Here is a 26,863-nt window from a genome sequence, read left to right as displayed (position 1 = left end):
ATGACAGGAAAAGGCTCTGTCAACCATAACAGCAGAAAATTCCATGCAAAGAATACTGACCCGGAGAGAAGCTGTCTGAACGTGGAATACTGCAACGAAAACGTTAAGGATGTATATCACGAATTGTTTGATGAAGCACTCACCCGGTACAATGAGAAGCAGACCAGAAGTGACCGCCGGATTGACGATTATTATGAGAAAATTCGTTCCGGCAAGCAGGAAAAGCCATTCCATGAAATCATTGTGCAGATAGGCGATAAGGACAATATGGGGGCGAAAACAGAGGACGGACAGCTTGCGGCAAAGGTGCTTGATGAATATATGCAAGGTTTCCGGCAGCGCAATCCCACTTTAAGAGTATTTGCTGCCTATCTTCACATGGACGAAGCAACGCCCCACTTGCATATAGATTTTATACCGTATACGACAGGAAGCAAGCGAGGGCTTGATACAAGAGTTTCTCTGAAACAGGCGTTATCTGCTCTCGGATTTAAAGGCGGAACAAGACGGGAAACGGAATTGAATCAGTGGGTGGCTTATGAGAAAGAACAGCTTGCCGCTGTCATGCTGGAACATGGAATTGAGTGGGAGAAGAAAGGCACACATGAGAAGCATTTATCTGTCTTGGATTTTGAGAAAAAGGAACGGGCAAAGGAAGTCGCAGAATTGGAAGCGAGAAAAGTGGAATTACAGGAAGAAAACGCTACTTTTCAAGAAATCAATGAAGATTTGCATGAACAGTTGTTACAGGTTGATGATGAGATTCGTTCCTTACAGGAAGATTTACAGGAGTCCCGGCAGGAAGCAGAGAAAGCGCAAAAACAGGCGGACAAATACCAGAAGCGCATGAATGAACTTGCTCCTATGGTAAAGAACATGGAGAAGCTGGCGGCAGACTTTTCCGCAGATCCCGAGCAGACGCTTCCAGAAGCAGCGGTTATGGAATCTGCAAAGTCGTATCGGGAGAAGAAAGCAAAACCGCTGGTAAAGAAAATCGTACAAGTCATGCGCTCTGTTTATTCAGCATATCTGGATATTTCAAATAAGTTTACAAAGCTGCAAGCGGCATATAACAGGGAACGGAGAGGAAACGAGCGGCTGACAAACAGGTTGGAAGTAGTCTTGGAGGAAAATCGGGAACTAAGAATAGTGGCGGCAGATTTTGAACGTGTGAAGGCGGTGGTCGGCTCTGAACAAGTAAATGCTGTCATTAACCGGGCAAAGCAACAGGAACAGATAGAAGCCGAGCAGAAACGGGCTGCAAAGAGAAAACATAATCGGGAAACCCGCTAACAGGCGGAGGGCTGCTTAAAGCCCTCTTAGCTGCCATGGAGTGAATCCCCGCCAGTTAGTCAAGAGCGGCGTAGCCGTTTAGTTTACTCTTGACTGGCTGGTGGGGATTTGCTATTTGTTATTTAAAATAACATGGATAATTGAGCGAGTATCTGGTAAAATGACCTTGCAATACAAGAAAATTTAATTAGACAATCGTGTCTAATGGCGAAAATAGGGCATTTCTCGCTTTGTGTCGTGTTTTGCTGTTGACATTTATGGTAATGTGCAAGTGAAAGGAGGGGAAAAGAATGGATACGAAAAAGATAGGAGAATTTTTAAAAGTGCTTCGTAAAGAACGAGGATTAACACAAGAAGAGCTTGCAGAAATTCTTCTTGTATCGGGAAGAACGATCTCTCGGTGGGAAACAGGAACTAATATGCCAGATTTAAGTATCCTTATCAAAATGGCGGAGTTCTATAATGTAGAAGTGAAAGAAATTTTGGACGGAGAAAGGAAAAGCGAGAATATGGATAAAGAATTGAGAGAAACATTATCTAAAGTGTCAGACTATAACAAACTGGAAAAAGAGAGGGTAACAAAAGCCGGAAATATTGCATTTGGTCTAACCTTTGCTATTTGTGCGGCTGTGATAATCATTCAGCTTCTCATGGTGGGAGAATTGGCGATTGTGGCAGGAGAAACTGCTGTTTTGCTTGTTGGTGGAGCAGCTTATATTGGAGTGATGACCTATAATGGAGTTTGGGAGACTGGTTCCAGATTCAAAAGTACGCCATTTACAGATGCGTTGATATCTGTGATATGTGCCGGAGTATTTGCGGTAGCATTGGTTATTTGCTATATCAGATTAGGTGCAACAACGTCTCAAGCGGTTCATAGCGCACTTATATTTTTTGTGGGAATTGCTATAGTTGGTTTTGGGGTATTGAGAATACTGGCTTGTATCAATCATAAAAGAAGAGAAAAAAGTATGCCAGATAATGAGGCTGTACTGGTTAAAGAGCAACAGCCTGTAAATGTATTTATAGCAGACGGAAATATGCAGGCGGAAATGATAATAAGTACATTGAAAGATAACGGTATTATGGCATACGGACAGGATTTAGGAGACGCCGGATTTGCGTCTGTACGCTATGGCATGGGCAGAGGTATTGATGATAGGATTGCAATTATTGTACCCAGTAATAAAGCGGATAGCGCAAAGCAAGTGATAAAGGAAATGGGGCTGGGGCAGAAGGTTACGCATTAGACGTTCTGAAAGCCTTATTTTTCAAGGAATTTCAGAGATGATAAAAGGTATTGCGATATTTTATATCTAAATCTCCGAAAATGGTCTTCTATTGCGTAACATTTCAAAAATCTAACTTACGAGTAGATATTGACATGTGGAAATTAAAGAGTTATATTTAAAGTGCCTTATATATTAGATATAAGGGAAAGGAATTGTTGTCAATACCTGAAAGAGCTCTTTCAGATATGACTGGTGTTCTGGTTGCAAACTTATGAATAACCACATAAGAATGTTAATTAGAATCATCTCCTTCTTATCTATTCTAACATAGATATGTATTGAACGAATAATGGATAGCTGGAACCACATCAAAGCTGTCGAAAGACAAAATTGAATACCACGTTAAAAGAAGACCTATCAGTCAAGAGATGCTATCCCTCATACTGGTGGGTCTTTCGCTAAATAGGGAAACTGTATGGATCTATATGAATGGAAAGTTAAAAATGCAACTGCCAGAAAATACGCACATTTTGACGAAAAAGTTTCGTTGGACAAAGTATGGAATTATATTAGTAATCCAGATAACATAATGAAACATGGCTTTTATCCTTTTATTCATTATGAAAAGAAGTTTAACAAATTTACTAAAAAAGATGGTATGGGCTATATTAAAGAAAAGTCTAGGCACTTATGTTATTCTGCACATATTGATAGATATATATATTCATACTATGGGTATCTTTTGAATCAAAAATATAATAAATATTTGGAAGAACGTAATATGGATATGGTTGCAGTTGCATATAGAGATAATTTGCATAAAAGTAATATTCACTTTGCAAAAAAAGCTTTTGATTGTATTAGAGAGACAAGAGAAAGCTTTGTGATTATAGGAGATTTTTCACATTTTTTTGACTCCTTAGACCATGCTTATTTAAAGAAACAAATATGTGATGTTTTAGACGTTGAGATATTACCACCTGACTATTATGCGGTTTTTAAGAATATAACAAAATATTCAATTTGGGAATTAACAGAGTTGCTGAAATTAAACAACTTAACAGATACGGAAGAAGATATACAAATTTTAAATTCAAAACGTAGAGTATTATCTGAGAAAGAGTTTAAAAAGCATAAAAAGGAATTTATCATCAGACATAAAGAGAATTATGGAATACCACAAGGTTCAGCAATTAGTGCGGTTTTGGCAAATATTTATATGACAACAATAGATGAGAAAATGGATAAGTTGGCAGGTAAATTTAATGGCTTATATATGCGCTATAGTGACGATTTTATTATTATTTTGCCGAGAATATCGGAAGATAGCTTTAAAATTGTATTAAATGATATAATGGGTGAAATTAAATTGATTCCAAATTTGATTTTGCAACCAGATAAAACGCAAATATATAAATATAAAGATACAACATTGAAAAGTTGTAACTCGTTGTTTTTAGATGATATGGTAAATGGAAAAAATGAGATCGATTATTTAGGATTTACATTTGATGGTAAAGAAGTAACAATAAGGGATAAAACTATATCAAAATATTATTATAGATTATATCGAAAACTTAAAACTATAGTAAAAAATGAGGGCTATACTTCTTCAGGAAAGAGAATAAGTTGTAAAAATTTATATGAGAAGTATTCTGTTAAGGGGGCACGTTTAAAAGATTCAAATGGACATATTAAGGGAAATTTTATAACATATGTTCAACGTGCTCAAAAGGTTTTTGGGGAAGATGAACCTATAGATAGAAAAACAAAAAGGCATATGATAAAAATTCGTCGGATATTGGATGATGTTTTTTCATAGGTTTGTTGGGAATTTCAGGATATTTATAGACAAAAGATTGAAAATATTTTATCATATCTGTGGCAACATTTTGGCAACAGAAAATCAGCAAGCCAGAATGATTGATGTAATTGAAGTAAAAAGCGGCGTGTATTTGCATAAAACTTAAACAAATATAGTTAAGAACGACAAAGGACACGCCGAGTTTGAGTAACGGACAGAACGCCGGAAATGCTGATAAAATGGGCATTTCCAGCATTGTTTTATGGCGTTTGGCTCTAAAATAGCTCTATTTATTTGAAGAATACTGGATTTGGGGCGGGTATCATGATACCTGCCTTATTTCTTTTACATAGCAAGTCCACATTCAAAGGCAAGTACCATATATTTTTCTGCACTGTTCAGACCATATAAATTCAAATCTCTGATTTCCCATGTATCAGAACTAAGATTATCTGCGCCGTACAAGAATTGGATAAAGGGAATATGTCGATATTTTGCAACTGCCAGCATGGAAGCACATTCCATTTCTACGACAAGGCAGCCCTCTTGTCTGCGTTCTTGAATAAGGGGTAGCGTTTCTCTGTAAATAGCGTCCGAAGTCCATGTTTTCCCTTTTACATACGGATAACCGCAACTTGATAAAACACTTTCTAATATTTGGACTGAATGTGGATCTGCTTCAATTTCTGACGAGGGCGCTATATAATGATAACTTGTGCCCTCATCACGGACAGCAGAAACAGGGATAATGATATTGTCTTTTACGTTATCATCGTCCAATACTCCGCAGGAGCCGAACAAAACAAACTTTTTGGCTCCCATAGCAATGATTTCTTCAAATCCAGCGACACAAGCAGGTGCCCCTACTCTGGACAGATAGAAAGCAATATCTGTATCTTTATAACGGATTTTGTAAACGGGTATCATACCATTTGCGGTATACAGTTCTGCTATTTTTTTGGTACTGTCTAGTGAAGAAAATTTTTGAATAATATTCTCTGAAAACGTGGAAACACATATCTCCGGGAAATTATCAATTTTTTTCGTTGTATCAGACGGATTGAATAAAGCTGGTTCTGAAATTTCAGATTTTTGAAATATAGTAAGAAAGTTTTGATTGTGTTCCATTTTAGTCCCCCTTTAGATAGATTGAATGTTAACTGGATTTGCCTGGGCTTTTCTGTCTGCGTAGCTTTAAAATGATATTTTTCTTCTTAGCAGCTTGTTGAAGTAAACTGGCTGCATGACCGGATTTTTCTTTTAATGTGAGATTTGAAGTATACTTATCCAATTCGGATATGATGTTTTCTAAATCGTCTAGTTCTAGCAAATTGACCGCAACGCAAAACAATGTCTTTTTTCTTCCGTCATTATAAGTATTCAACAGATGATTTAACAGAACTTTCTTTCTTTGCTGTTCTGCTGTATAAAGTTCAATTCCCAATTTCTTGAATTTTTCCATATCCTTCTTTCGATGTTGGTGTGTGATAAAAGAATCAAATTCGTCTATGTTATCATACCTTTCGCAGGGATAATTTTCACACTGGAAACAATATTCTACATTCCCATGCTGTAAACTGCATTTTGCTATGGAACAGGATTGGTTTCCCTCTCCGCCCCCACAACCAGGACAGTATTGATTTAGGTTCATAGGGCATAAGCCACAATTCAATCCACATAGGGAAAATAATAAATTTTCTCTTTTGAAATTTTTCATAGAAAATCTTCTTATGGTAAGTGCTAAGGTGTATTTTCGGAATAAACTTTGATGGCGATACCAGATGTTCCCTTTTTCACAACTTTATTCGTATCAACTAAATGCTGCTTAATCTGCTCGCACGTTTCATTTATCTGCTCGACTTCATGCTGAAAGGCTTCCTCACTTGGAAATGCGTCTTTGGAAGCAATCAGATTTTCCTGCAATTTCTTGGCTTTTGCAAATTTGGCAAGGCGGCTATTGATTTCCGGGTGCTTAAAACGAATATATATCGTGTCTGGAATGAGATTTCCGTCTTTATCCTTTTCCCCGTCAATTTCCATATCTATTTGCTCGTCCATTTTGAAAAGCAGAGTAAAAACATCGGAAGCGGTTTCTATATCAAAATCTGTAAAGACATTGATACTCACACCCAGAGCATTGGCAATCTTCAAAAGCTGATCGGGCTTGGGGTTCCGGCTTCCCAACTCATATTTGCGGATAGTGGTTCCGTCTATACCTGCCAGTTCCCCTAACATATTCTGTGAAATTCCCCGGATATTTCGGAATGTCTTAATTTTCTCTCCTACTGTCATAGGACAACTCCTTTAATGTTGATAATATAAAAAATAGGGACATTTGTATTCTAACATCTACGCTTAAAATAAGCAAATAGGATCTGAAAAATATATTAACAAGGGCAAAAGAGCCTATATAATCAAAATACAAGAAAGGGATAAAAGTCCCTAATATAAAAACGGGAGGACAATGAATGGAGAAAACGAAAAAAATGTATGTAACAGCAGAGGAAGCGGCAGAAATGCTTGGCGTATCAACGGGCTACGCTTATAAGATTATCCGAGGGCTGAACGAAAAATTGAAAGCAAAGGGTTATCGGACAATCTGCGGCAAGGTTCCGACAAAATATTTTGAAGAAAAATTCTACGGCCTGACCGTAGCCATGTAGAAAGGGGAGAGAATTTATGTCGGCAACAAGGGACGGGAAAATGTGGCACTGCCAGTTTTACTATAAGGATTGGCAGAGCGTGAGCCACAAAAAAATAAGAGAGGTTTCAAAATTAAAATGTCGGAGATACAGTCGCAGTAGGTGGCATGGCTGTGGTATCCGTTTATTCCCTATGGGAAGCTGACGATTGTGCAGGGCGATCCGGGGGACGGTAAGACAACGTTGGTGATGAATATAGCGGCGAAGCTGTCAAAGGGCGAGGGTATAGACAGCGAGATGAAGCTGACGGAGCCGCTGGCTGTGATTTACCAGAGTGCGGAGGACGGGCTTGCCGACACGGTAAAGCCCTGGCTGGAAGCGGCAGGAGCGAACTGCGAAAATATTTCCGTCATTGACGAGAGCATAAAATCACTTTCCATGATAGATGAACGTCTGGAAGAAGCGGTCATAAGGACAAAGGCGAAGCTGCTGATTTTAGACCCGATACAGGCGTATATCGGCGGCGGTATGGATATGAACCGGGCAAATGAAGCAAGGGACATGACAAAGAAGCTGGCGGTTCTGGCGGAGAAATATCAGTGCGCCATTGTGCTTGTAGGGCACATGAACAAAGCGGCGGGAAATAAGGCGGCGTACCGGGGCATGGGTTCCATTGATTTCTTTGCAGTGGCAAGAAGCGTCCTGCTGGTTGGCAGAGTGGAGGGCGAAGCGAATATAAGGGCGGTAGTCCAGATAAAAAACAATCTGGAGGCGTTTGGACACCCGAAAGGCTTTGAGTTATCGGAGGACGGTTTTCACTGGCTCGGAGATTACGAGATTACCGCAGATGAAGTGCTAGGTGGTATCGCTCCGAAAGCAAATAAGCTGGAACAGGCGGAAACAAATAATGCCATGCAGAGCAACGAGATTTTCAATCTTTCAGAGGAACAGGGCATATCCAGACGGACGCTTGAAAATGCGAAAAAGGAACTGGGTATCAGATCAAGGCGGATAAATAATTCATGGTATTGGGAACTGGATAAAATCAGACCGGAATAAGGCAACAGCGCAACAATGCAGAGTATATAGAATTTGCGGGCTTGGTATCTGCAAGGTTGCAAAAGATATAGATCTTGCGTTGTTGCGGTCTTGAATGAGTCGGAAAGCGGCGGTGTAAAGCGGCTTGGACAGCCGCCCCGTCCATAGGATGGAAAAGCCCTCGGCAGAGCGCAAAGGCAGCTTTTGATAGAGCGGAGCCTGTCAAAAGTGCTTTTAAATTACTTTCGGTGAAAGTAACAAAGGAGGGGCTTCGCTCCGATACTTCCCAGACTACTAATGTTCGGGAAGGTTCCTCTATTATGCGCAGTATCCGGCGCTGATTACCTGGACAGGGAGAAAGGATATTGATTGAAGCAAACTATCAGCTTTATGACAGGAAAAGGCTCTGTCAACCATAACAGCAGAAAATTTCATGATAAGAATACTGACCCGGAACGAAGCTGTCTGAACGTGGAATATTGCAACGAAAATCTCAAAGACGTATATCACGAATTATTTGATGAAGCGCTCGCCCAGTATAATGAGAAGCAGACCTGAAGTGACCGCCGGATTGACGATTACTATGAGAAAATCCGCTCTGACAAGCAGGAAAAGCCATTCCATGAGATTATCCAATTCTCAAAAACGCCTTTAATGAGGAAAAACCATTTTACTATCCAACAGTTTATGAAATTCAACTTATTAGCAACTGATTACTGAAAATTCTGCCGCACAATGATAAAGGAAAAAGTCCTTGTGCGGCAGGCTCTTTGCAATCTGTATTCTGCTGAAGCAGATCGCAGAAATTAGTATTGTAAAGTCTATTTTCAGTTGCCGACCCTGTTTGTTTTTGCCACATTCTGTCGAACGATTTTCAAAATATTAGACCGTTCACAACTCATCCAGAACTTATCCAGAAGTCGGTGTTTTATGATGGCAGATAATAAGAAAAAACAGCAGCAACAGAGAACCTTTGTTGTACTGGTTTCTCTCAAAATCTATGGTATTCAATACAAATTTTTAATTCAGTGGATTACACATTTGGAATTTTACGATGAAGTGTTTTGAATACATTGATAAAAGATAAAGCAGGAGCGGTTTGATTTCGCTAGGTTTTATGAAGCAGCAGGAAGGAAAAGCAAAAGTGGATGTACTATTTATCATGATGGAAAAAGTCCAGGAAGGTTTTTGCGAAGAACTAATGAAACTGGCTGTGCAGTACGGCTATAGTATTAGCAAGGCTACATATGGGACGAAAGATATTTCTTTTGGTGAGTTAAGGATTATTCCATCAAAACGCCAGGTTTTTTTGAATACGCAGGAGGTTTTTATGACAAGCAAGGAATTTGATATTCTGGAATTTCTTGCCAGAAATAAAGGACAGGTGTTTAGCAAAGAGCAGATTTATGATAGGATATGGGGAGAGTATTATGTGGCGGATGACCGGAATATTACTGCTTATATCAATAAAATCCGTAAAAAAATTGAACCGGATCAGTCAAACCCGATTTATATTCAAACGGTCTGGGGTGTAGGTTACAAATTTAATGAGAAGATAGGATGAGCAGGGATGTATGAAATATGCAGTCTCTGCTTATTTTATAAACAGAACTACTGATTATGACGGGTAGGATAAAAGGAATGAAGAATGGAGAGCTGACTGGAAAAGTACATAACTCTGTTTATCAGCAATGTCAGAAAAGAGGATATGTTGCACTGGTGGATGTTTTGATGGATGTCGGGGTTTTATAAAAACAGAAATATGAGGAGTGGAGACTTGGAAAATCCCGTACATGGAGGCGGTCTGTAACTGGAATCTATGCGGTTGTCTTTTATTATGAAGCAGATACAGTCTTATGCGGGCAAAAATGGATTGAAACTGTCATTCTGTTATTATAAGCAATAGGGCGCAAAAAGAAAACAGTCAGGGGCATAAGCAGGTATATCCTCTGCGGTTCGGTAAAAGTGGCAAGGTAGAAATTGAAAAAGCGTATGCAACGCATTATGTAGCTTCTGCTCGTATAGCAGCTTAAAAAGAAGGGTAGGAGCAGAAATAAATCAAAGATTTATAAAAAATTTACAATCAGAAAAATTGCGCTGATTGTAAAGATACTTTTTCTGTGGTATGATATGAGTAATAGAAAAGATCTTTCTGCTATTAGAGTTTAGACAAAAGGAAGATCGGTGAGACTATGGCAGAACTGGATTTTGAAAGAAAACATGCAGAAGATTTGCAGAGACTGCGGGGATTCCGCCTTCTGGATGATGATTTTATGAGCAAAGTCTTTGAAGATAAAGCGTGTTCGCAGTTTTTACTGCAGATCATTTTGGAGAAAAAAGATTTGATCGTCCAAAAAGTACACGCACAGCATGATATAAAGAATTTGCAGGGACGTTCCATCCGTTTGGATATCATAGCGATTGATGGGAATGGACGTGTCTATAATATCGAAATCCAAAGAAGTGATAAGGGAGCCAGCATTAAGAAGGCAAGGTATAACAGCAGTCTGCTGGATGCAAATGTAACGGAGCCGGGTGACGATTATGAGAACCTTGCAGAAACGTATGTTATTTTCATTACAGAGAATGATGTACTGAAGGCGGGCTTGCCTATTTATCACATTGACCGGACAATTAAAGAAACTGGTGTAATGTTTGGGGATGAAGCACATATCATATATGTAAATTCCCAGATAAAAGATGACACCGAACTTGGTAAACTGATGCATGATTTTTTCTGCACGGATGCAAAAGATATGTATTATAAAATATTAGCTGATCGAGTACGCTATTTTAAAGAGGATGCGAAAGGAGTGGAAGCTATGTGTAGAGCCATGGAGGATATGAGAAAAGAAGCCGTTGCTGAAGATCGACTTAAAACACTTCGTAATCTGATGAAGAATCTGGGCTTGACGGCAGAGCAGGCATTGGTGGCTATGGGGATTTCTGAATCAGATAAAGGTATTCTTATCAATAAGCTTTAACAAATTCAGCAGGCCGATCAAAGCTCAAGATTGAGCGATGGTCGGCTTTTAAAATTAAGAAATGGTATGATCCTGGCTGCGGTCAGTTCCCGGAATGTGGGGATGTCCGAGAATACGAGTCCCTTATTTCTTGTGGCAAAATCGCTGATAGTATGATATATTCCCATCTTTGACAGCAAAAATCCGTAGATTGCCTTAAAATCAAGCTTTCTACGGATTTTTTAATGGTCAGAAATGTAGCTAGATATTATTACTTTTTCTTTTTTGATGCTCGTATGACCTTTCGCATATTTACATCGCTAATGATCTGATAATCCGTACGGAATCCTGCTGTTTCATGCAATGCGTCTGTCAGGTCTGTCCTTGTGTAGACAGGAGTGTATCCCATTTTTTCACCAGGACGTGCTATCATCATGTTTTTCAACGTATTGATGATCTCTTCACATGTGTATGCTTCATGGAGTTCCTTTTCAAGAACCCTGTAGATCACCAGCGCTATAAAGCATGTGATGAAATGTGCCCTTATGTGATCTTCGGTCTGAAGATATACTGGGCGTGCCTTAAAGTCGGTCTTCATGATGCGGAAGCATTCTTCAATCTCCCAGCGTTTTTTATTAATCCTGACAATCTCATCCACTCCCATGTCATCAAGGTTCGTACATACGGCGTAGAAGCCGTCATAACGTTCTTCTTCCTGAATGGCATCTGTGTTAAGGAAAACCATTTCTTCTGTGCAGATTTCCCCGTCTTTTGTTGCTGTTTCTCTGGATATAAATCGATGGGGATCATTCTGATTTTTCGGACGCTGTTTATAGTTCCCGCTGTCAATGAGCTGCCGGGCGCGTTCAATCTGTCCACTCCGGATCTTCCGCTGATAGGTCTTATATTTCGGTGAAAAGGAAATGACCAGATGCTGTTCTAAAGGGTTTGCCCCGCTTTTGCTCTTTCTTTAAGAAATGTCTTCTTTGATCCATCGGTCTTTATAAAAGATCTTATCATAATCGCTGGTTTCATCAATCTCATTGAGATTAAAAGACACATCAGAGCCGGTAAGATGCCATCCGTCCGGATCAAGCGCAAAATCCTTAAGGTATTCCGGAAGCTGTTTGACGGACTGTGTGGTGATAAAGCTACGGATCTGCACTCCTCCTATCACTCTGTCGTTAAACTTTCTGTTTGTTTTTGAAGAAAGTCCGGCATCGGTACAGACAACGATCTGCTCAAGGCCAAAATCACGGATCACTTTTTTCTCTAAAGGCTTCAGCGTAGGCTGCTCATTTTTATTGCCGGGATAAATATCGAATGCTAACGGAATGCCGTCATAATCCATAAATAGTCCCATGCCTACAATGGGAAGAGGCTGATGCTGTTTGCTTTTTCCATACCGGCGCAGGTCATCCGGTTCTTCCAGTTCAAAGAAGTAATTCGTGCAGTCGTAATAAAGGATATCTTTTCTGCGTTCGATGACGTTTTGACTGTTTTTGTAAAGCTGGGCCTGTATAAAATCATTCTCTTTCGAAAGAACAGAGAGCGCCCGGTAGATGTCATGGAGTTCAAAGGTGGGCTGCTCAATGAATTTTGCTGCCTGTTTGTTGGAAGAGCCCTTTAAGGGCATTTAAGGAAAAATCGGCAACTTTTTAAAGCCGGTAGCAGTTATCCGTGCACTAGAATTTACTTTTGCAATTAAGCTTTTTGAAATGTTCTGTATGATGCCATTTGCAGTATATAACTCTGTAATCTTTTCGGTAATGTTCAGAGAAGAAAATTTTTGAAGAAAATTCTCTGAAAATGTGGAAACACATATTTCCGGGAAATCATCCATTTTTTTCATTGTGTTGGACGGACTGAATAAAGTCGGTTCTGAAAATTCTGTTCGCTGAAATATTGTATTCAAGCTATTTTACCTCCTACAACAATGAGACACATTTGTGTATAAAAAACTTAAATAGTGATTTTTTCTAAAGATTAGATGAATAGCAGCAAACATACTGCATGCCGCACAGCCATAAGAAATGGGCCCATAGTACGCATGTTGCTTTTTATAATCATACCAATCATACAGTCAACAGCCTGTACGATCAGCATTGTTGCTGTGATAACGATCAAAATGATCGGCACGTTTACACATACAGGAATGACAGCGGCATACATGAAAGCAAAGCTTCTGGTGAACATATACAGAGCGTTTGTTTGGCTGCTTCCTTTTTCTGCTATGACGGCCCCTATGGGAAAGCAAACGCCCAGAGCGGTGCTGAGTAGAGTTGTGTATGCGCATACAGAATAGATCAATGTCTGTCCACCTGCCATAGCATAATCCATTCATCTTCCCTTTCCTTTACGATTTCAAAGCCGATTTTTCGATACATTCCAGCCGCGTAATTATCCTTTTGAACGGAAAGCGAAACCCTCTCATAGCCATATGCCTGCAGAAAAGACAGCATTTCTTTCATCATAGCGGTTCCTATCCCCTGCCCCCGGTATTCTTTATACAGGGAGATTGCAAGGGAGGGAGTTTTATCATCAATGTGTCCGTAATCATTTATCATGCGCACCCAGACAGCACCAATAATTTTTCCCTTTGTTTCTGCAACTAATGCATGATCATCTTCTAATGCTCCGAAGCGGTCAATATAAATCTGCAATTCGGGAGAAGCAATAATAGTTCTTGGCGGCGGTTCTATACCGTGTGGAATAAAAATAGCTTCATACAGAAAATCATTTAATAGCGGATATTCCTGCTCTGCCATTTTTCGTATGGTGTATTCCATAAATCCCCCATGAAAATAGTTGTCCAGTTTCTTCTATTGTAGGAGACCTAAGATAATATAGCAACAAAAATTTATTTTAAGCCTTAAATGATTTGCTGTTTCATTTGCTGGAAGCTTCTGGTAGAATAGCTGTATGATAATTAAAAAGGAGACATTCTTTATATACATGCCTTAATATCGAGAAGGGCGGCATAGCATTTCAAAAATGTGTTGTGAATCTACGAGGTTTTGTTATAATAAAGATATGGCAGCTTTTGGAAACGGAAAACAGCAGGCCGGGAGGATATCTGCTTTGGGCAGCAGGGAGGAGGCCTGGGATGTCTCTTATTGAAATCTCTATAACAAACTATAAATCCATAGGCAGCTGTATTTTTCAGCTAAACGGTGTGACGGCTCTTTTAGGAGAGAATGGAACAGGAAAGAGCAACATTCTTTCTGCTGTCAGGTATTTCTACGATAACTTAATTTCACGGTCAGAGTCAGATGAGATTTTTGATCACAATAACAGGCTGAATAATCGGGTAGAGATTGCATTGACCTATGACTTGAGCCGCTTAAAGCGGTATGCCCGTGCCAACCTTAAGGATGAGAAGACGAGATACGCCAGTTATTATGAGAAGATTGTGGGAATTTCGGCAGAGGATATCATAACGGTGCGGATGGTGAAGATCCGGGATATGCCTGTGCGGTGGAGTCATAATGCGGATACCAGAAAGCTCATAGCAGGCCTTTTTCCCATGTACTTTGTAGACGCAAGACAGATTGATTTGGTGAACTGGGATGTGCTGTGGAAGCATATCGGCGATCTGATGAAGCTGGAAAATAACGTGGGAAGGGATCTGCGGGAGGAGCTGAGAAAATCCATTGGTGATGCGAGCGGACAGATGAAAGAGCGTCTGGAACAGATCGAAAGGGGCTTTGAGAGGCAGAATGTGAAGGTTGCCCAATATTCTAAGAATGAGTTTGCCGCAGCTTTATCGAAGATGTATTTTTCTGGAGATCAGTATCAATTTGATGACAGCCGGCTGTCAGAATTTTCCAATGGAACCAATGCTTATAATTTCACATATCTGCTTCTTTCGATTCTCAGGCTTATGGCGGAGACGAAGATGAAGGAGCCGCTGATCATACTGGATGAGCCGGAGATCTCTCTTCATAACAATATGATCGACAATCTGGCAGAGGTATTTTATCAGTGCAGGGGCTATGTGGGGGTTCTGCTTGCCACTCATTCGGCCAGGCTGGTCAAAAATATTCTGGCGCAGGAGGGCGGAGATAATCAGCTGTATCAGGTCTACCGCAGAGGAGAGGAGACAAGGCTTTCACGTTTTCAGATGTTCCGTAAGGACACAGAGATGCGGGAACGGTATTTCATCACGGATCAGCATGCCAGCGCATATTTTGCAAAAGCTCTTTTTTTGGTGGAAGGAGAAACGGAGCTGGAGGTGTTCCGCAACCGTTTCCTGCGGGGGATTTTTCCGCGGCTGAGCCAGATAGAGCTGATCAAGGGGATGAGTGATGACGTAGTATACCGCATTGTTTCACCCAAAAACAGAGGCTGCCATATTCCAGTGACGATCCTGCTGGACCTTGATAAGGTTTATACATATCCAGAGAAACTGAAGAAAAAGTATTTTCATATGTGCAGCGCCGGGGAAAACTATTTTTTCTATAAAAGGAAGGATACCCCGTCTTCCTCAAGAGCTTCTCTGGCAGCCAGAAGAAACCGCATATACAATATGGCTGCAAAATGCAGGTTCCACTATGTAAGACCCTTTTATCTTTCAGAGGATGAAAACTATCAGGAGTTTATCCGCCTGATCCAGGAATATTTCAGGGAATATGGGATATTTATAGCCCGGACCACCATTGAGGGAATGCTGGTAACAGAAAAAAAACTGCCGTTGTTTCTGGAGTTTTTAAAGGAATATTTTTCCGGACGCTATCAAAGAATCTATCCCTTTGACAAAAGGCTTCTGAAAAAGGAGGAGGAGCTTACCTTTGTCCGCCTTCTCCTGGGAGGGGAATGCGACTATGGTATGAGGTATAATTGGATTCGGAATAATAGCTCGGCCATGGATGAGAGGCTGAAAAAGCTCCTGGAGGAAAACATGATTTCCAAAACCTCGTGGGCGGCGGACTGGCTGCGCTTTTACCTATGCAGGCAGGCCGGGCTGAAAGGCTTCGGGCCGGAGGAGATCGGGAGATTTTTAAGGGAAGTGGAGAAGAAGGAAAAGCTTGAAAGTGTAAGAAAGGCCTTTGAACAGGATTTCCCGGAATTGGGAGAACTGATACACATGGTCTGCCAGATGGTTTAAGAGAAATGGAGCCGGTACCTGGATGCTAACTGGTAAGGTGATCGGTAGATTGGATACATAAAAATAAGTGAGAGCGGGCAGCAAGCTGCTTTTGATACTAGTGTAAAGGCAGGCCCTGAGGGAGTGACAGCTCCATAGACCAGGGCGAAAATCCTACTTTTTGACTGCTATAATTTATGGGGTATACAGAGACTGATGGGAAATTATTAAACGCCATACGAATTTTTAAGACAGTGCCCGCTTGAAGTGATAGGAAAATGAAAAAAATATACGGATGGGATTATTATTGCGAAAAGATCCTGTGGAAGAATGATGCATTTATAGCGAGCAGCCTGGCTGAAAAGGAGGAGAGCTATTCCACATTTACCATAGGAGACAGAGGAAAGTCCAGGGTGATTCAGCAGGTGGATCAAACCAGCGGTCTGTATCAGCTCCAGAATAATCTGAATAAAAATCTGCTTTCCAGAATCCCTCTTTCTAAGGCGGCAGCAGGCTTTGTGAAGGGGAAGAGCTATCAGGATTATTTGCGTCCTCATTGCGGAAAACGGTTTCACCTGCGCCTGGATATCCGCCATTTTTTTGATCATGTGACGGAAGAGCAGGTGGTGGAAAGCCTGAAAGACTTTGTTCAGGATGAAAGGATCCGGATCAATATCGGTCAGATTACCACTCTGAACGGCTGCCTTCCCCAGGGAGCCATTACCTCTCCTGCCATGTCGAATATTGTTTTTCGGCAGATTGATCAGCGTATTTTAAAATACTGTCAGGCAGTGAGAAAGGTAAAGGAAGGAAAGCAGGTTCTGTATGAGGACATTGTTTATACCAGGTATGCGGATGATATGATGTTTTCCAGCGAATATCTGGACTTCAGGAAAGAATTGTCTTTCTATAAGATGATTAAGCACATTCTCATGGACAAGGGGTTCCGACTGAACCATGACAAGACATACATGACAGAAGGCGAAATATCCATGTCAGGGTTTGTGGTAGGCGGGGAAGCTCATGGCTGTATGGTCCGTCTTTCCAGAAAGCGCATGAGGGAAATTAACAGAATTTTAAATTACTTTGACAAAAGAGCGAAGATAGATGGCTCTCCTTATGAGGTGGATGAGGAAAAGGTAAAGGATTTTCGAGTAGTGGATAAGGTGAACGCGCTGTTTCCTATTGGTAAAATTGCGCGGTTCAGCAACAAAAAGGCACTCATGAATTATCTCTGTGGCTACCGGGCGTTTTTGATCACGTTTTTAAAGGGAGAAAATGGCCAGGCTCTTCACCAGAGGGCGCTGGAACGAAAGATAAAAAATTTGGAGCAGCTGATCGATCAGTGCCAGAGCAGGTGGTTTGGGATGACATAGAACTCCGAAGGGCTTATTTTGGACAGAGGATAACAGGATGGATGGAACAAGGATCAGAGATTTCATGGAAAATGAAGCAGAGGCTATGCTGAAGGTTTACAGTCAGTTTCAGATTCTGATACCTGCAGACGGGAGAGAGGGGGCGGCCCATCCCGGCGAGGATGGAATGTATGTGGAGGCTCTGCTAAAGAGCTATATTCAGAAATTTCTCCCTTCGGGACTGGAGGCATTGACCGGTTTTATCCTCCGCCCGGCGGTAAAGACAGGGAGCGGAAAAAAGGAAAGGGCAGGTGATCAGGACAGTCATTCTTCCCAGCTGGATATTATTGTATATGATTCGGCCAACTTTCCTGTATTTCTCAGAATGGGAGATCATGTGATCGTTCCTCCGGAGGGCGTGATCGGAGTGATATCAGTAAAAAAGAATCTGTATTTTTCCCGGCTGGATCAGGAGATCAAAGCCCTGGAGCAGGTTGGAAAACTGTGCACCGGAAGGAATGCTGGAAATCAGGAGGTAAAGGGACCGTTTTTGGCCCTGGTATCAATGGATACAAAGGAAAATGGCACGGCAGATAAGCAGGGAGAAAAGATATTTGCGCACTTGAGCAAGATTTTCTGCCAAAAGGGCAAGAACCGTTACGACTGGATGCCGGGATACGTGGGAGCTTTGAACAGGTGGTCTGTGTATAAAACAGGTCCCAAAAAGGATCCGCCTGAAAAAGAGAAGGAAGAAAAAGAAAGGGAAAGAAAGGCAGAGTACCTGCTTTTTGAACATAAGGAGAATGAAAAATATTTGGGATTTCAGCTGATCATAAGCGGCCTTCTTGCGGTCTATTATGACAAAACCAGGGGAAATGAAAGAAGACTGGGCTTTGGATACTTTGGGTCAGGGAGAGGCTGCGATAAGAGATTGGGGTATATTCCCTATGAGAAGGAGCATGGAGATCGGAATATGGAAAAAAGATAGCTGTCCGGCCGCTCCAATTAGACGAACGATGTATATGCCTGACGAAATGCCCGTTATCGGCTTGAACACTGATAACGGGCATTAACGTTGCTCTTGTTCGGCCCTTTGGGCCTGCACAGGCATATTTATCTGCTTTTTTTAGCATCAGAACGATTTCTGCACCGCTACGCCTCCCGCCCCCGAAAACACTTAAGCCGGTACAATTTCATAGCAATCTCCACCAATGAGCGGTTATTATGGTCAGACAGATCCAGATTCAAGATCTTACAGATCTTAGAATACCTGTATTTGATAGAATTATAGTGGATATACAGCCGCGAAGCGGATTCCTTTAAGTTCCACCCGCATTGCAGGATTTCCTGGAGTGTAGCAAGCAGTTCTCCATGGTACTGCCTGTCATAGTCTTCCAGAGGGAGAATATACTGAGTATAGAGCTCCTCAGCCTCTGGACGGTCCATGATGGGGGCCAGGAGGCGGTAGAGGCCCAGGCGGTTGTAGAACAGAATGCGGTCAAACCATTGAAGGGAATAGCCCAGATTGATCGCTACCCTGGCTTCGGAGTAGCTTTTGGAAATATCCCGGATGTTTTCATAATACTGGCCGATGCCTAATGTGATGGTAAATGGGCTCACGTTTGCCAGCTGGGCCTGCAGGCGTTTGAATGTCTGTTCAAGCTGCTCCGGCAGGATCTCCCGCTCTGCGGCCGGAACAGAGAGGATGAATACAATAAGATCGCTCTGCCGGAAGTATTTGGCTTGAGGGAAGGTCTGGTGCATTTCGCGGATGGAGTGCCTGAAAATGATCTCCGTTGCTTCCTCCAGCATACGGTTGGTGTTGGAGTCCAGCCGGTCAATGAAATATTTTTTAATGTTGTTGATGTCCACCACCGCGGCAAGGCCGCCGTGAGTAAAATCCCAGCCATAGAGCCGTGCACGGTTGTGTATCTCCACATCGGCCTTGACATTGTTTAACAGAAGATCCTCCAGGAAAGCAGCCTGATATTTCTCCGCCATCTGCTGATTGGCAATGCGGATCTGGATACGGAGGATCAGAACAATGCTGGCATATTCGAGCGCAGTCTGCACACTGCTTTGGCTGTTGACCTTCAGCTTCGTTTTTTCAAACAGAAGAAATCCAAACTGCTCGTTTTTGTTAGCAACTGCATAATGGTCATATTGCTGAAGGAATTCATTGGTAATGCTTTCCGGACGGACATCCTGCAGCTGCTGCATCAGCGGGGAATCCTCGTCTGAGAAATACAGGTTTTTGAAATGAGTGTCCATAAAGGCACAGGGAATGCCTGTAACTGTTCGCAGAGTTTGGAGGATTTCCGGGACACTGTTGTTGTTGATGGCCAGGCTTAAAAATTCTTTGTGGATCATATTGGCCTGGGTCAGCAGAAAGGACTGCCGGCTGATGATCTGAGTCAGTACAGGGTTGATAATATCTACAAATGGATAAGCCTCCGGAACCGAGATCAGCGGAAGGCACAGCTGGTCGGCCAGCTGCAATGCGGAATCTGGAATACAGCTGATATACCGGTTTTCCTTGATGCCAAGGCCGGCTGCGCCATGGAGCTGGAGCGTCTGAAGAAAGTCCAGAAGATTTTCCTCCTCTTCATGCAGCATATACGCAGTGGTAATGACGAACTCACCGCCATTCAGCCAGTTGGAGCCGTCCGGCGTGTCCACCACTGTCACATTTGTCACTTCCCGCAGAAGACCGCCGCTTCCTGCCAGTAAACGGAGATCAGAAAAGTTGGGAAGCTGTAAAAAATCAGAAATTGTCAAACGAGTTCACCGTCCCTTTGCTTATTTCCTTGATTATATCAGAAAATACAGGAGATTTCACCATGAATTGTCCTTTGGGTACAAATAGAAATGGGGGTACAGTGTCCGGCAAAGACAATAGCAGAGAAGAAAGACAAAGAGAAATATAAAAGATTGTACTTAAGAGACAATGAAAGGCAAAACAAAAGGTGATATAATAGTCCACGTTGTACAATTCTATTAGTTGAAATGGTATGAAAGAGGAGGAAATGATCTTATGGACTATTTATCGATTGCAAATGCTCCGGTCTTCTGGGGATTGTGTGGAATCACTGTTTTGATCTCTCTGGGGCAGGCGCTGCTGTTTATGCGGCAGGCGAACAAAACATCTGCAGAGGTCAACCTTCCGCAGGAGCTTCCCAAAAAGGCGTTCAAGATCGGCATGATTTCCGCTATTGGTCCTGCCTGTGGAGTGTTTATTGTTATGGTCGGTTTGATGGCTTCCATCGGAGGCCCCATGGCCTGGCTGCGTCTTTCCATTATTGGTGCTGCGGCGACAGAGCTGTCTGCGGCTACTATGGGAGCCCAAGCTGCAGGAGTGGAATTTGGCGGTGAAGGATATACGCTTACAATCATGGCTGTGTCATGGTTTGCCATGGCGCTCAATGGCGCAGGCTGGCTGGTGGTCAGCGGTACGATCACCCCTGCTTTGGAAAAGCTGCGGGGCAAGCTCAGCGGCGGAGACACCAAATGGCTGGCCGTATTGTCTGGTGCATGTTCCCTGGGTATTTTTGGATATTTGAATGCCAACGAGATCGTCAAGGGCCTGGGCAATACCATTGCCTGTCTGGCAGGTGCACTGAGTATGGTGGCGATTATGAAATGGGTTGTTCCGAAGCATCCAAAGATTGCAGAATATTCCCTTGGCATTGCTATGATCATTGGAATGTTTTTTGCTGTGATCCATGATATCGTAATGGTTTAAGAGGAGGTAATGACTATGAAACAGGATTATATGGCTGAATGGAAAAAGAACAGCATCCGAATTGGCGCTCCTACTTGTCTTCTGACAGCTTTTACTGCTTTTATCCCCGTTCTGTACCTGTGCAGTAAATATGACTGCTGGCCGGATCTCAAACTGGTTTTGTCGGCTTGGGCATTGACCGCCTTATCCTTTGGCGCGTTTTATATTGTGGAACCTATCTCTTACTATGCGGCTCTGGGCATGAGCGGCACGTATTTGGGATTTCTCTCCGGCAATATCGGGAATATGCGTGTCCCCTGTGCAGCGCTGGCCTTAGATGTTACGGACAGTGAGAGCGGAACGATCAAGGCAGAGGTGGTATCTACCATGGCTATCTGCGGCTCTATCATTACCAACCTGATCGCAACTACGGCGGCTGTTTTAGTCGGTTCTGCGGTTGTGGCCGTGCTTCCGGTTTTCCTGAACACTGCTCTGAAAAATTATGCCGCTGCTGCTATTTTTGGAGGAACTTTTGGCAACTTTGCTGTGAAATACCCGAAGGTAGCTGTATTTGGTCTGATGATTCCTACCGTGCTCAAGCTGTTCATTCCTGTTCCGGCATGGATGGTGATCGTATGCGCAGTATTTGGTACCTTAGGCATTGCCCGCCTGATCTACACTGGCGATCAGAAAAAGGCTGCTAATTGATAGTGATAGTAGAAAGGAGATCATTGATCATGTGGAATGAATGCAAAAATCTGCAGGAATATATTGTGGGCCTGCGCCGGGATCTGCACCAGATACCTGAGCTGGGGCTGAATCTGCCGGAGACATCGGCTTATGTAGCTGCTGAACTGGATAAGATCGGTATTCCCTATGTCCGTTCACAGAAGGACAGCGGAATCATCGCAACGATACAGGGCGGAAAGAGCGGCAAAACCATCTGTCTGAGGGCAGATATGGACGCGCTTCCTATTACGGAGGAGACGGGCCTTCCCTTTGCTTCCAGACATGAGGGATGCATGCATGCCTGCGGTCATGACAGCCATACGGCAATGCTTCTGGGCGCCGGCAAGGTCCTATGGGATCACAGGGCAGATTTGTCCGGCACGGTACGCCTGCTGTTCCAGACCTCGGAGGAGCAGTCACGGGGGGCTGAGGTCATGATTGAAAATGGCGGTGTGGAAGGTGCAGATGCTGTGTTTGGCACTCATATCGGAACCATTCTTGACAAGACGATTCCTGCCGGTACATTTATTGTTCCCAAGGGCTGCTGCATGGCTGCTTTTGACAAATTTGTCATTCGGGTAAAGGGCAGGGGCTGTCACGGCTCCACCCCGGAAAAGGGCGTGGATCCGGTCAATATCGCGGCTCACGTGGTACTGGCTCTCCAGGCAATTACTACCCGTGAGGTCAATGCCACCCGTCCTCTGGTCCTGACCATCGGAAAGATCCAGGGAGGAAGTCAGTACAACATTATCCCAAATGAGGTAGTGATCGAGGGAACCATCCGAACCCTGGAGGAGGAACTGCGCCAGTATACAGCTCACAGGATCGGCGAGATTGCCCAGGCCACGGCGGAGGTGTTTGGGGGCAGCGTGGATTATGAGATAATCTGGGGGGCACCGCCAGTTATCAATGATGATGGGATGGCAGCGCTGGCAGCGAAAGCTGCGAAAGCCGTTTTAGGCGAGGACAGTGTCATCACCGAGTTGAAAGCTCCCAATATGGGTGGCGAAGATTTTGCCTATTATCTGGAAAAAGTGCCTGGTGCATTCATGTTCCTCAGCTCCGCAAACCCGGAAAAAGGAACAGATATCTCCCATCACAATCCTAAATTTGATGTGGATGAGGATGTATTCTGGAGAGGTGCGGCTGTCTTTGTGGCAATTGTGGAGGAATTTTTGAAGGGCTAAATATAGGAAAATGTGGAGATACCGGCGGGTGGGAGCTGCCGGTATTTTTGCATTTTTAAAACTACACTATAGCCCTAGGATATTTATAATGCGGGCAGTAGCATGCACAGTGAGCATGGCAGCCATTATGCGGGATAAGATTTTCGGAGCATTTTGCAGATATTGGTATGAGTGTGATGCCTGGGAAAGCCATATTTTTAGCAAGTGAGTTGGACTTTTGACGTGATAGTAGTATAATTATATGATAAATCAACGCCCATTACAAATTGGGAGAAAGGAGGCTGGTATATATGAAACATGACAACAAAGAAAAACAGCGGAGGTATTCTCCGCACTGACAGGAGAATGATTGTGATAGTAGAAAAATGTAAGATTCAGGGGATTCCTGCTATTTTGTGGGGAGAGAAGAGCACGAGGCTGATTATTGCGGTACATGGAAGCCATTCGTCTAAAATAGATGACTGCATCTGGATTTTAGCTGAAGAGGCCGCAAAACGTGGCTATCAGGTCCTGAGCTTTGATCTGCCAAAGCATGGAGAACGGGTTTATGAAGCAGAGCCATGCAGGGCACAAAATTGCGTAAAGGAGCTGGCCCTTATGATGGAGTATGGGAAAAACAGAGCAGAACAGATTTCCTTGTTTGGGTGCAGTATGGGAGCATATTTTAGTTTGCTGGCCTATAAGGATACAAAGATCCATCATGCATGGTTTTTGTCCCCTGTTGTGGATATGGGGCGCATTATCCGCAATATGATGGAGCAATCCGGAATTACAGAGGAAGAACTCCGGGACAGAAAGGTGATTGATCATCCTATAGAGCCTCTTTCGTGGGATTACTATTGCTATGTGAAAGATCATCCAATTATAAAATGGAAATGCCCCACATCGATCCTGCGGGGAGAATATGATACCCTATGCGAATATGGGACTGTTTCTGCATTTGCAGAGAGGTTTCACTGTAGGCTGGAGGAGCAGAAAGGCGGGGAACACTGGTTCCATACGGTGGAAGAATTGGAATTTTATCGAAAATGGCTGCAGGCTGAATTATAAAAGAAAATTCCCCGCGAAAGATATCATGCATCCTGCACAGACTGCGCATAATAGAATGAATGAAAAGAAGGAGGAGCAAAATGGGGCATCTGACAACAAAAGACGCGTATAAAAGCCTGGAAGAACGAATTAACTGGTTCACTCAGGGTGCTCCGGCTTCTGAGACGCTGTATAAGATTCTTCAGGTACTATACACGGAAAAAGAGGCGAAATGGGTTGCTTTGCTCCCTGTCCGTCCTTTTACCTTGAAAAAGGCGGCAAAAATCTGGGGTACCACAGAGGCTAAAGCGGAGAAACTTTTGGATCACCTTTGCGAGAAGGCATTATTGGTGGATTCTGATTACCACGGTGAGCGCCAGTTTGTCATGCCGCCTCCAATGGCCGGCTTTATTGAGTTTGCCCTGATGCGCACCAGGGGAGATATTGATCAGAAGTATTTGGGAGAATTGTATTATCAATATATGAATGTGGAAGAGGACTTTGTGAAGGACCTGTTCTTTGCAACAGAGACCAGGCTTGGACGGGTCTATGTGCAGGAAGCGGTATTGACCAATGATAAGACCAACCATATATTGGATTATGAGCGGGCAACACATATCATAGAAGAAGCAGAATATATAGGAGTGGGGACCTGCTATTGCCGGCACAAGATGTATCATGCAGGACATCCCTGCGAGATCAATGCTCCGTGGGAGGTGTGCCTGACCTTTGACAACGTGGCACGCTCCCTGGCAGAACATGGGGGCTATACAAGGCTGATTTCCAAAGAGGAGGCAAGGGATGTTCTGGAGCTGTCCTATGAAAGCAATTTAGTACAGATCGGAGAGAATGTCCGGGAGCATCCGGCGTTTATCTGCAACTGCTGCGGATGCTGCTGCGAGGCACTGCAGGCGGCGAGGAGATTCAGCCCTATGCAGCCGGTGGCAACAACCAATTATATACCGAAAGTTTCTCTGGACCAATGTGTTGGTTGTGGAAAATGTGCCAAAGTATGTCCGATCCTGGCTATATCGATGGAAGAGAAGGCTTCTGAGATTTCAGCGAAAAAGAAATATCCGGTTATTGATGAGGAAATTTGCCTTGGATGCGGCGTTTGTGCAAGGAACTGTCCAACAAAGGCAATTCATCTAGAGCGGAGACCAATACAGATCATTACGCCGGTGAACAGTACACATCGGTTCGTGCTCCAGGCGATTGAGAAAGGAACATTGCAGAACCTGATATTTGACAATCAGGCCTTTGCGAATCACCGGGCGATGGCAGCAGTGTTCGGTACGATTCTCAAGCTGCCTCCATTGAAGCAGGCATTGGCGAGCAAGCAATTTAAGTCCATTTACTTGGATAAACTGTTATCAATGTATCAGAAAAACCCAAAACCCGATTCCGAATGATTGGTCAGGATCAAAGCTTTGTCCTTCGCCATATGGCGAGGGACAAAGTTTTTATAAGGAATTGTATTGACCTCAGAGCAAATGGGATCAGCGGGCTCCAAGCTGCCAGAAGGCCACGGCGCTGGCTGCCGCAACATTTAAGGAATCCACCCCGTGGGACATGGGGATGCGCACCGTATAATCACAGTCAGCAATGGTATTGGAAGACAGTCCATCACCTTCTGTACCCAGTATAATGGCCAGTTTCTCCTCTGCCATGAGCTGGGGATCATCTATGCTGACAGCATGATCACTTAAAGCCATGGCAGCGGTTTGAAAGCCCAGCTGCTTCAGAAGCGGAAGCCCTGGCTGGGGCCATTCCTGAGATTCTCTGCCAAGATAGGTCCATGGTATCTGAAAGACCGTGCCCATGCTGACCCTTATGGCACGGCGGTAGAGAGGATTGCTGCATGCCGGGGTAAGCAGCACCCCATCCATGTTCAGGGCTGCGGCAGAGCGGAAAATAGCGCCCACATTGGTGGGATTCATGACATTTTCAAGGACAGCGATACGGCGGGCACCGGAGCACACCGCTTCAATCGTTGGCAGAGGCGGGCGGCGCATGGCGCACAGTACGCCGCGGGTCAGCTGAAAGCCGGTCAGCTGTGTCAGAACGTCAAATTCAGCAGTATAGACAGGGACATTCCCGCAGCGGGCGATTACGTCCCGCGCCTGTCCTTCCACATGCTTTCGTTCCAGCAAAAGGGAAACAGGCTCGCATCCGGCATCCAAGGCGCGTTCAATGACCTTCGGGCTTTCTGCAATGAAAAGTCCTTTTTCCGGTTCGTGGCGGTTGAGCAATTGGCCCTCTGTGAGGCGGGCATAGACATCCAGTTCCGGGGCTTCAAAGTCTGTTATTTCAATGATGTTTGGCATAAATATCTCCTTCGATCAAAAGCCAGACCCTGTGGGAAGCGAAAAACGCTGTTTTTTTAACAGCTGCGCTTGTGAGTACCGTAAGGGGGCTGCTGTCCGCTTTTGTTTAAGGAATATTATAGTGGTTCTGTATGAAAGTGTCAAAGGGAAACCCTTCTGGAAATGTGGTTATTTGCAGGACTAGTGCACTGACTTTCTGACGATCATGGTATCCAGCACTGCCTATTTTGTCATCCACCGCCTTGTTGTCAGTCAACGATGCCACCGCATCGCCTCCTTCCTCCGCCTTGCAGAGTGACGAAATATTCAGCACTATATACCACGATCACCAAGCGATTAATACACGAGTGTATCAGTCTCCTTGTGGTATATAAAAACAGAATATGTTATTAAATTCTAAACTAGTTAAATGAAAAAGTAACCGCACCCCCGCAGAATCCATTGAAAAATCAATGAA

Annotated in this window: 22 protein-coding genes and 2 pseudogenes; 16 read left to right on the top strand and 8 right to left on the bottom strand. The window is 43.4% G+C overall.

Annotated features, from left to right (window positions below; all coding sequences use genetic code 11):
- The 3 genes from LIZ87_RS13080 (at window position 1) to drt2 (ending at window position 4,347) form a co-directional block, all read left to right on the top strand.
- On the top strand, window positions 1–1,293 hold the full coding sequence (locus LIZ87_RS13080; protein ID WP_227147723.1) for a plasmid recombination protein: 1,293 nt from the start codon (window positions 1–3) through the stop codon (window positions 1,291–1,293).
- 290 nt (window positions 1,294–1,583) lie between these two features.
- Window positions 1,584–2,543, top strand: coding sequence for a helix-turn-helix domain-containing protein (locus tag LIZ87_RS13075; protein ID WP_227147666.1), 960 nt, complete (start codon window positions 1,584–1,586; stop codon window positions 2,541–2,543).
- Between the two features lie 457 nt (window positions 2,544–3,000).
- Window positions 3,001–4,347, top strand: a complete 1,347-nt coding sequence (gene drt2 / locus LIZ87_RS13070; RefSeq protein WP_227147663.1) for an antiviral reverse transcriptase Drt2 — start codon at window positions 3,001–3,003, stop codon at window positions 4,345–4,347.
- A 327-nt stretch (window positions 4,348–4,674) separates the two neighbouring features.
- Here drt2 and LIZ87_RS13065 read toward each other — a convergent pair whose 3' ends face one another.
- From LIZ87_RS13065 to LIZ87_RS13055, 3 genes are read right to left on the bottom strand one after another with little or no spacing between them, the layout of a single operon-like run.
- Complete coding sequence (locus LIZ87_RS13065; protein ID WP_178313610.1) at window positions 4,675–5,457, bottom strand: nucleoside phosphorylase; 783 nt, start codon at window positions 5,455–5,457, stop codon at window positions 4,675–4,677.
- A gap of 28 nt (window positions 5,458–5,485) precedes the next feature.
- Complete coding sequence (locus LIZ87_RS13060; RefSeq protein WP_227147661.1) at window positions 5,486–6,046, bottom strand: DUF3795 domain-containing protein; 561 nt, start codon at window positions 6,044–6,046, stop codon at window positions 5,486–5,488.
- A 23-nt stretch (window positions 6,047–6,069) separates the two neighbouring features.
- Window positions 6,070–6,621, bottom strand: a complete 552-nt coding sequence (locus LIZ87_RS13055) for a helix-turn-helix domain-containing protein (RefSeq protein ID WP_227147659.1) — start codon at window positions 6,619–6,621, stop codon at window positions 6,070–6,072.
- Between the two features lie 176 nt (window positions 6,622–6,797).
- Here LIZ87_RS13055 and LIZ87_RS13050 point away from each other — a divergent pair, with 176 nt between their 5' ends.
- The 5 genes and pseudogenes from LIZ87_RS13050 (at window position 6,798) to LIZ87_RS13030 (ending at window position 10,993) form a co-directional block, all read left to right on the top strand.
- Complete coding sequence (locus LIZ87_RS13050; RefSeq protein ID WP_178313604.1) at window positions 6,798–6,992, top strand: ICEBs1 excisionase; 195 nt, start codon at window positions 6,798–6,800, stop codon at window positions 6,990–6,992.
- Window positions 6,993–7,133: 141 nt separating this feature from the next.
- Window positions 7,134–8,030 carry an AAA family ATPase gene (locus LIZ87_RS13045; protein WP_227147656.1) on the top strand — a complete coding sequence of 299 codons (897 nt, stop codon included), beginning with the start codon at window positions 7,134–7,136 and terminating at the stop codon, window positions 8,028–8,030.
- A 369-nt stretch (window positions 8,031–8,399) separates the two neighbouring features.
- Window positions 8,400–8,642: pseudogene (locus LIZ87_RS13040) on the top strand (plasmid recombination protein); the annotation flags it as partial.
- 484 nt (window positions 8,643–9,126) lie between these two features.
- Window positions 9,127–9,573, top strand: a complete 447-nt coding sequence (locus tag LIZ87_RS13035) for a winged helix-turn-helix domain-containing protein (RefSeq protein ID WP_227147653.1) — start codon at window positions 9,127–9,129, stop codon at window positions 9,571–9,573.
- 628 nt (window positions 9,574–10,201) lie between these two features.
- Window positions 10,202–10,993 (top strand): PD-(D/E)XK nuclease family transposase, encoded by a 792-nt coding sequence (locus tag LIZ87_RS13030; RefSeq protein ID WP_227147650.1) that lies wholly within the window; start codon window positions 10,202–10,204, stop codon window positions 10,991–10,993.
- Between the two features lie 250 nt (window positions 10,994–11,243).
- Here LIZ87_RS13030 and LIZ87_RS23075 read toward each other — a convergent pair.
- The 3 genes and pseudogenes from LIZ87_RS23075 to LIZ87_RS13010 form a co-directional block, all read right to left on the bottom strand.
- Window positions 11,244–12,599, bottom strand: a pseudogene (locus LIZ87_RS23075) (IS1634 family transposase); the annotation flags it as partial.
- Window positions 12,600–12,608: 9 nt separating this feature from the next.
- A complete protein-coding gene (locus LIZ87_RS13015; protein WP_227147644.1) occupies window positions 12,609–12,887 on the bottom strand; it encodes a hypothetical protein in 279 nt (92 codons plus the stop codon).
- A 391-nt stretch (window positions 12,888–13,278) separates the two neighbouring features.
- Window positions 13,279–13,761 carry a GNAT family N-acetyltransferase gene (locus LIZ87_RS13010; RefSeq protein WP_227147641.1) on the bottom strand — a complete coding sequence of 161 codons (483 nt, stop codon included), beginning with the start codon at window positions 13,759–13,761 and terminating at the stop codon, window positions 13,279–13,281.
- Between the two features lie 317 nt (window positions 13,762–14,078).
- On the opposite strand from LIZ87_RS13010, the gene LIZ87_RS13005 reads away from it, so the two are divergent.
- From LIZ87_RS13005 to LIZ87_RS12995, 3 genes are all read left to right on the top strand, one after another.
- On the top strand, window positions 14,079–16,079 hold the full coding sequence (locus LIZ87_RS13005; protein WP_227147638.1) for a retron Eco8 family effector endonuclease: 2,001 nt from the start codon (window positions 14,079–14,081) through the stop codon (window positions 16,077–16,079).
- 257 nt (window positions 16,080–16,336) lie between these two features.
- The gene (locus LIZ87_RS13000; RefSeq protein ID WP_227147634.1) at window positions 16,337–17,434 is read left to right on the top strand and encodes a reverse transcriptase family protein; all 1,098 of its coding nucleotides are present in this window, start codon (window positions 16,337–16,339) and stop codon (window positions 17,432–17,434) included.
- Window positions 17,435–17,471: 37 nt separating this feature from the next.
- The gene (locus LIZ87_RS12995; protein WP_178316014.1) at window positions 17,472–18,401 is read left to right on the top strand and encodes a DUF6602 domain-containing protein; all 930 of its coding nucleotides are present in this window, start codon (window positions 17,472–17,474) and stop codon (window positions 18,399–18,401) included.
- 164 nt (window positions 18,402–18,565) lie between these two features.
- Here LIZ87_RS12995 and LIZ87_RS12990 read toward each other — a convergent pair whose 3' ends face one another.
- Entirely contained in the window at window positions 18,566–20,191 is a 1,626-nt protein-coding gene (locus LIZ87_RS12990) for a PucR family transcriptional regulator (RefSeq protein WP_178316015.1), read from the bottom strand.
- A gap of 256 nt (window positions 20,192–20,447) precedes the next feature.
- Between LIZ87_RS12990 and LIZ87_RS12985 the strand changes: the two genes are divergently transcribed.
- From LIZ87_RS12985 to LIZ87_RS12965, 5 genes are all read left to right on the top strand, one after another.
- Complete coding sequence (locus tag LIZ87_RS12985) at window positions 20,448–21,155, top strand: DUF5058 family protein (protein ID WP_227147632.1); 708 nt, start codon at window positions 20,448–20,450, stop codon at window positions 21,153–21,155.
- A gap of 15 nt (window positions 21,156–21,170) precedes the next feature.
- The gene (locus tag LIZ87_RS12980; protein WP_330664606.1) at window positions 21,171–21,842 is read left to right on the top strand and encodes a hypothetical protein; all 672 of its coding nucleotides are present in this window, start codon (window positions 21,171–21,173) and stop codon (window positions 21,840–21,842) included.
- 29 nt (window positions 21,843–21,871) lie between these two features.
- Window positions 21,872–23,050, top strand: a complete 1,179-nt coding sequence (locus LIZ87_RS12975) for a M20 metallopeptidase family protein (protein ID WP_178316605.1) — start codon at window positions 21,872–21,874, stop codon at window positions 23,048–23,050.
- A 345-nt stretch (window positions 23,051–23,395) separates the two neighbouring features.
- Window positions 23,396–24,100, top strand: a complete 705-nt coding sequence (locus tag LIZ87_RS12970; RefSeq protein ID WP_264467990.1) for an alpha/beta hydrolase — start codon at window positions 23,396–23,398, stop codon at window positions 24,098–24,100.
- Between the two features lie 80 nt (window positions 24,101–24,180).
- Window positions 24,181–25,491 carry a 4Fe-4S dicluster domain-containing protein gene (locus LIZ87_RS12965; protein ID WP_178316603.1) on the top strand — a complete coding sequence of 437 codons (1,311 nt, stop codon included), beginning with the start codon at window positions 24,181–24,183 and terminating at the stop codon, window positions 25,489–25,491.
- An 87-nt stretch (window positions 25,492–25,578) separates the two neighbouring features.
- Here LIZ87_RS12965 and LIZ87_RS12960 read toward each other — a convergent pair whose 3' ends face one another.
- Window positions 25,579–26,406: a TrmH family RNA methyltransferase gene (locus tag LIZ87_RS12960; protein WP_227147627.1), complete on the bottom strand. Its 828-nt coding sequence runs from the start codon at window positions 26,404–26,406 to the stop codon at window positions 25,579–25,581.
- Window positions 26,407–26,863: the final 457 nt, after the last annotated feature.

The sequence above is a fragment of the Lacrimispora sp. 210928-DFI.3.58 genome (assembly GCF_020554865.1).
GTDB lineage: Bacteria > Bacillota > Clostridia > Lachnospirales > Lachnospiraceae > Enterocloster.
The sequence above is the reverse complement of the archived record's forward strand: the minus strand, read 5'-3'. Positions and strand labels throughout refer to the sequence as shown.

Excerpts from the sequence above, each read along its gene's own strand:
- LIZ87_RS12975 (WP_178316605.1), top strand. The coding sequence starts at position 21,872 with ATGTGGAATGAATGCAAAAATCTGCAGGAATATATTGTGGGCCTGCGC.
- LIZ87_RS13050 (WP_178313604.1), top strand. The coding sequence starts at position 6,798 with ATGGAGAAAACGAAAAAAATGTATGTAACAGCAGAGGAAGCGGCAGAA.
- LIZ87_RS12965 (WP_178316603.1), top strand. The coding sequence starts at position 24,181 with ATGGGGCATCTGACAACAAAAGACGCGTATAAAAGCCTGGAAGAACGA.
- LIZ87_RS13005 (WP_227147638.1), top strand. The coding sequence starts at position 14,079 with ATGTCTCTTATTGAAATCTCTATAACAAACTATAAATCCATAGGCAGC.
- LIZ87_RS12985 (WP_227147632.1), top strand. The coding sequence starts at position 20,448 with ATGGACTATTTATCGATTGCAAATGCTCCGGTCTTCTGGGGATTGTGT.
- LIZ87_RS13010 (WP_227147641.1), bottom strand. The coding sequence starts at position 13,761 with ATGGAATACACCATACGAAAAATGGCAGAGCAGGAATATCCGCTATTA.
- LIZ87_RS13035 (WP_227147653.1), top strand. The coding sequence starts at position 9,127 with ATGAAGCAGCAGGAAGGAAAAGCAAAAGTGGATGTACTATTTATCATG.
- LIZ87_RS12960 (WP_227147627.1), bottom strand. The coding sequence starts at position 26,406 with ATGCCAAACATCATTGAAATAACAGACTTTGAAGCCCCGGAACTGGAT.
- LIZ87_RS13055 (WP_227147659.1), bottom strand. The coding sequence starts at position 6,621 with ATGACAGTAGGAGAGAAAATTAAGACATTCCGAAATATCCGGGGAATT.
- LIZ87_RS13075 (WP_227147666.1), top strand. The coding sequence starts at position 1,584 with ATGGATACGAAAAAGATAGGAGAATTTTTAAAAGTGCTTCGTAAAGAA.
- LIZ87_RS13080 (WP_227147723.1), top strand. The coding sequence starts at position 1 with ATGACAGGAAAAGGCTCTGTCAACCATAACAGCAGAAAATTCCATGCA.
- LIZ87_RS12970 (WP_264467990.1), top strand. The coding sequence starts at position 23,396 with ATGATTGTGATAGTAGAAAAATGTAAGATTCAGGGGATTCCTGCTATT.
- LIZ87_RS13060 (WP_227147661.1), bottom strand. The coding sequence starts at position 6,046 with ATGAAAAATTTCAAAAGAGAAAATTTATTATTTTCCCTATGTGGATTG.
- LIZ87_RS12980 (WP_330664606.1), top strand. The coding sequence starts at position 21,171 with ATGAAACAGGATTATATGGCTGAATGGAAAAAGAACAGCATCCGAATT.
- LIZ87_RS13000 (WP_227147634.1), top strand. The coding sequence starts at position 16,337 with ATGAAAAAAATATACGGATGGGATTATTATTGCGAAAAGATCCTGTGG.
- LIZ87_RS13065 (WP_178313610.1), bottom strand. The coding sequence starts at position 5,457 with ATGGAACACAATCAAAACTTTCTTACTATATTTCAAAAATCTGAAATT.
- drt2 (WP_227147663.1), top strand. The coding sequence starts at position 3,001 with ATGGATCTATATGAATGGAAAGTTAAAAATGCAACTGCCAGAAAATAC.
- LIZ87_RS12995 (WP_178316014.1), top strand. The coding sequence starts at position 17,472 with ATGGATGGAACAAGGATCAGAGATTTCATGGAAAATGAAGCAGAGGCT.
- LIZ87_RS13030 (WP_227147650.1), top strand. The coding sequence starts at position 10,202 with ATGGCAGAACTGGATTTTGAAAGAAAACATGCAGAAGATTTGCAGAGA.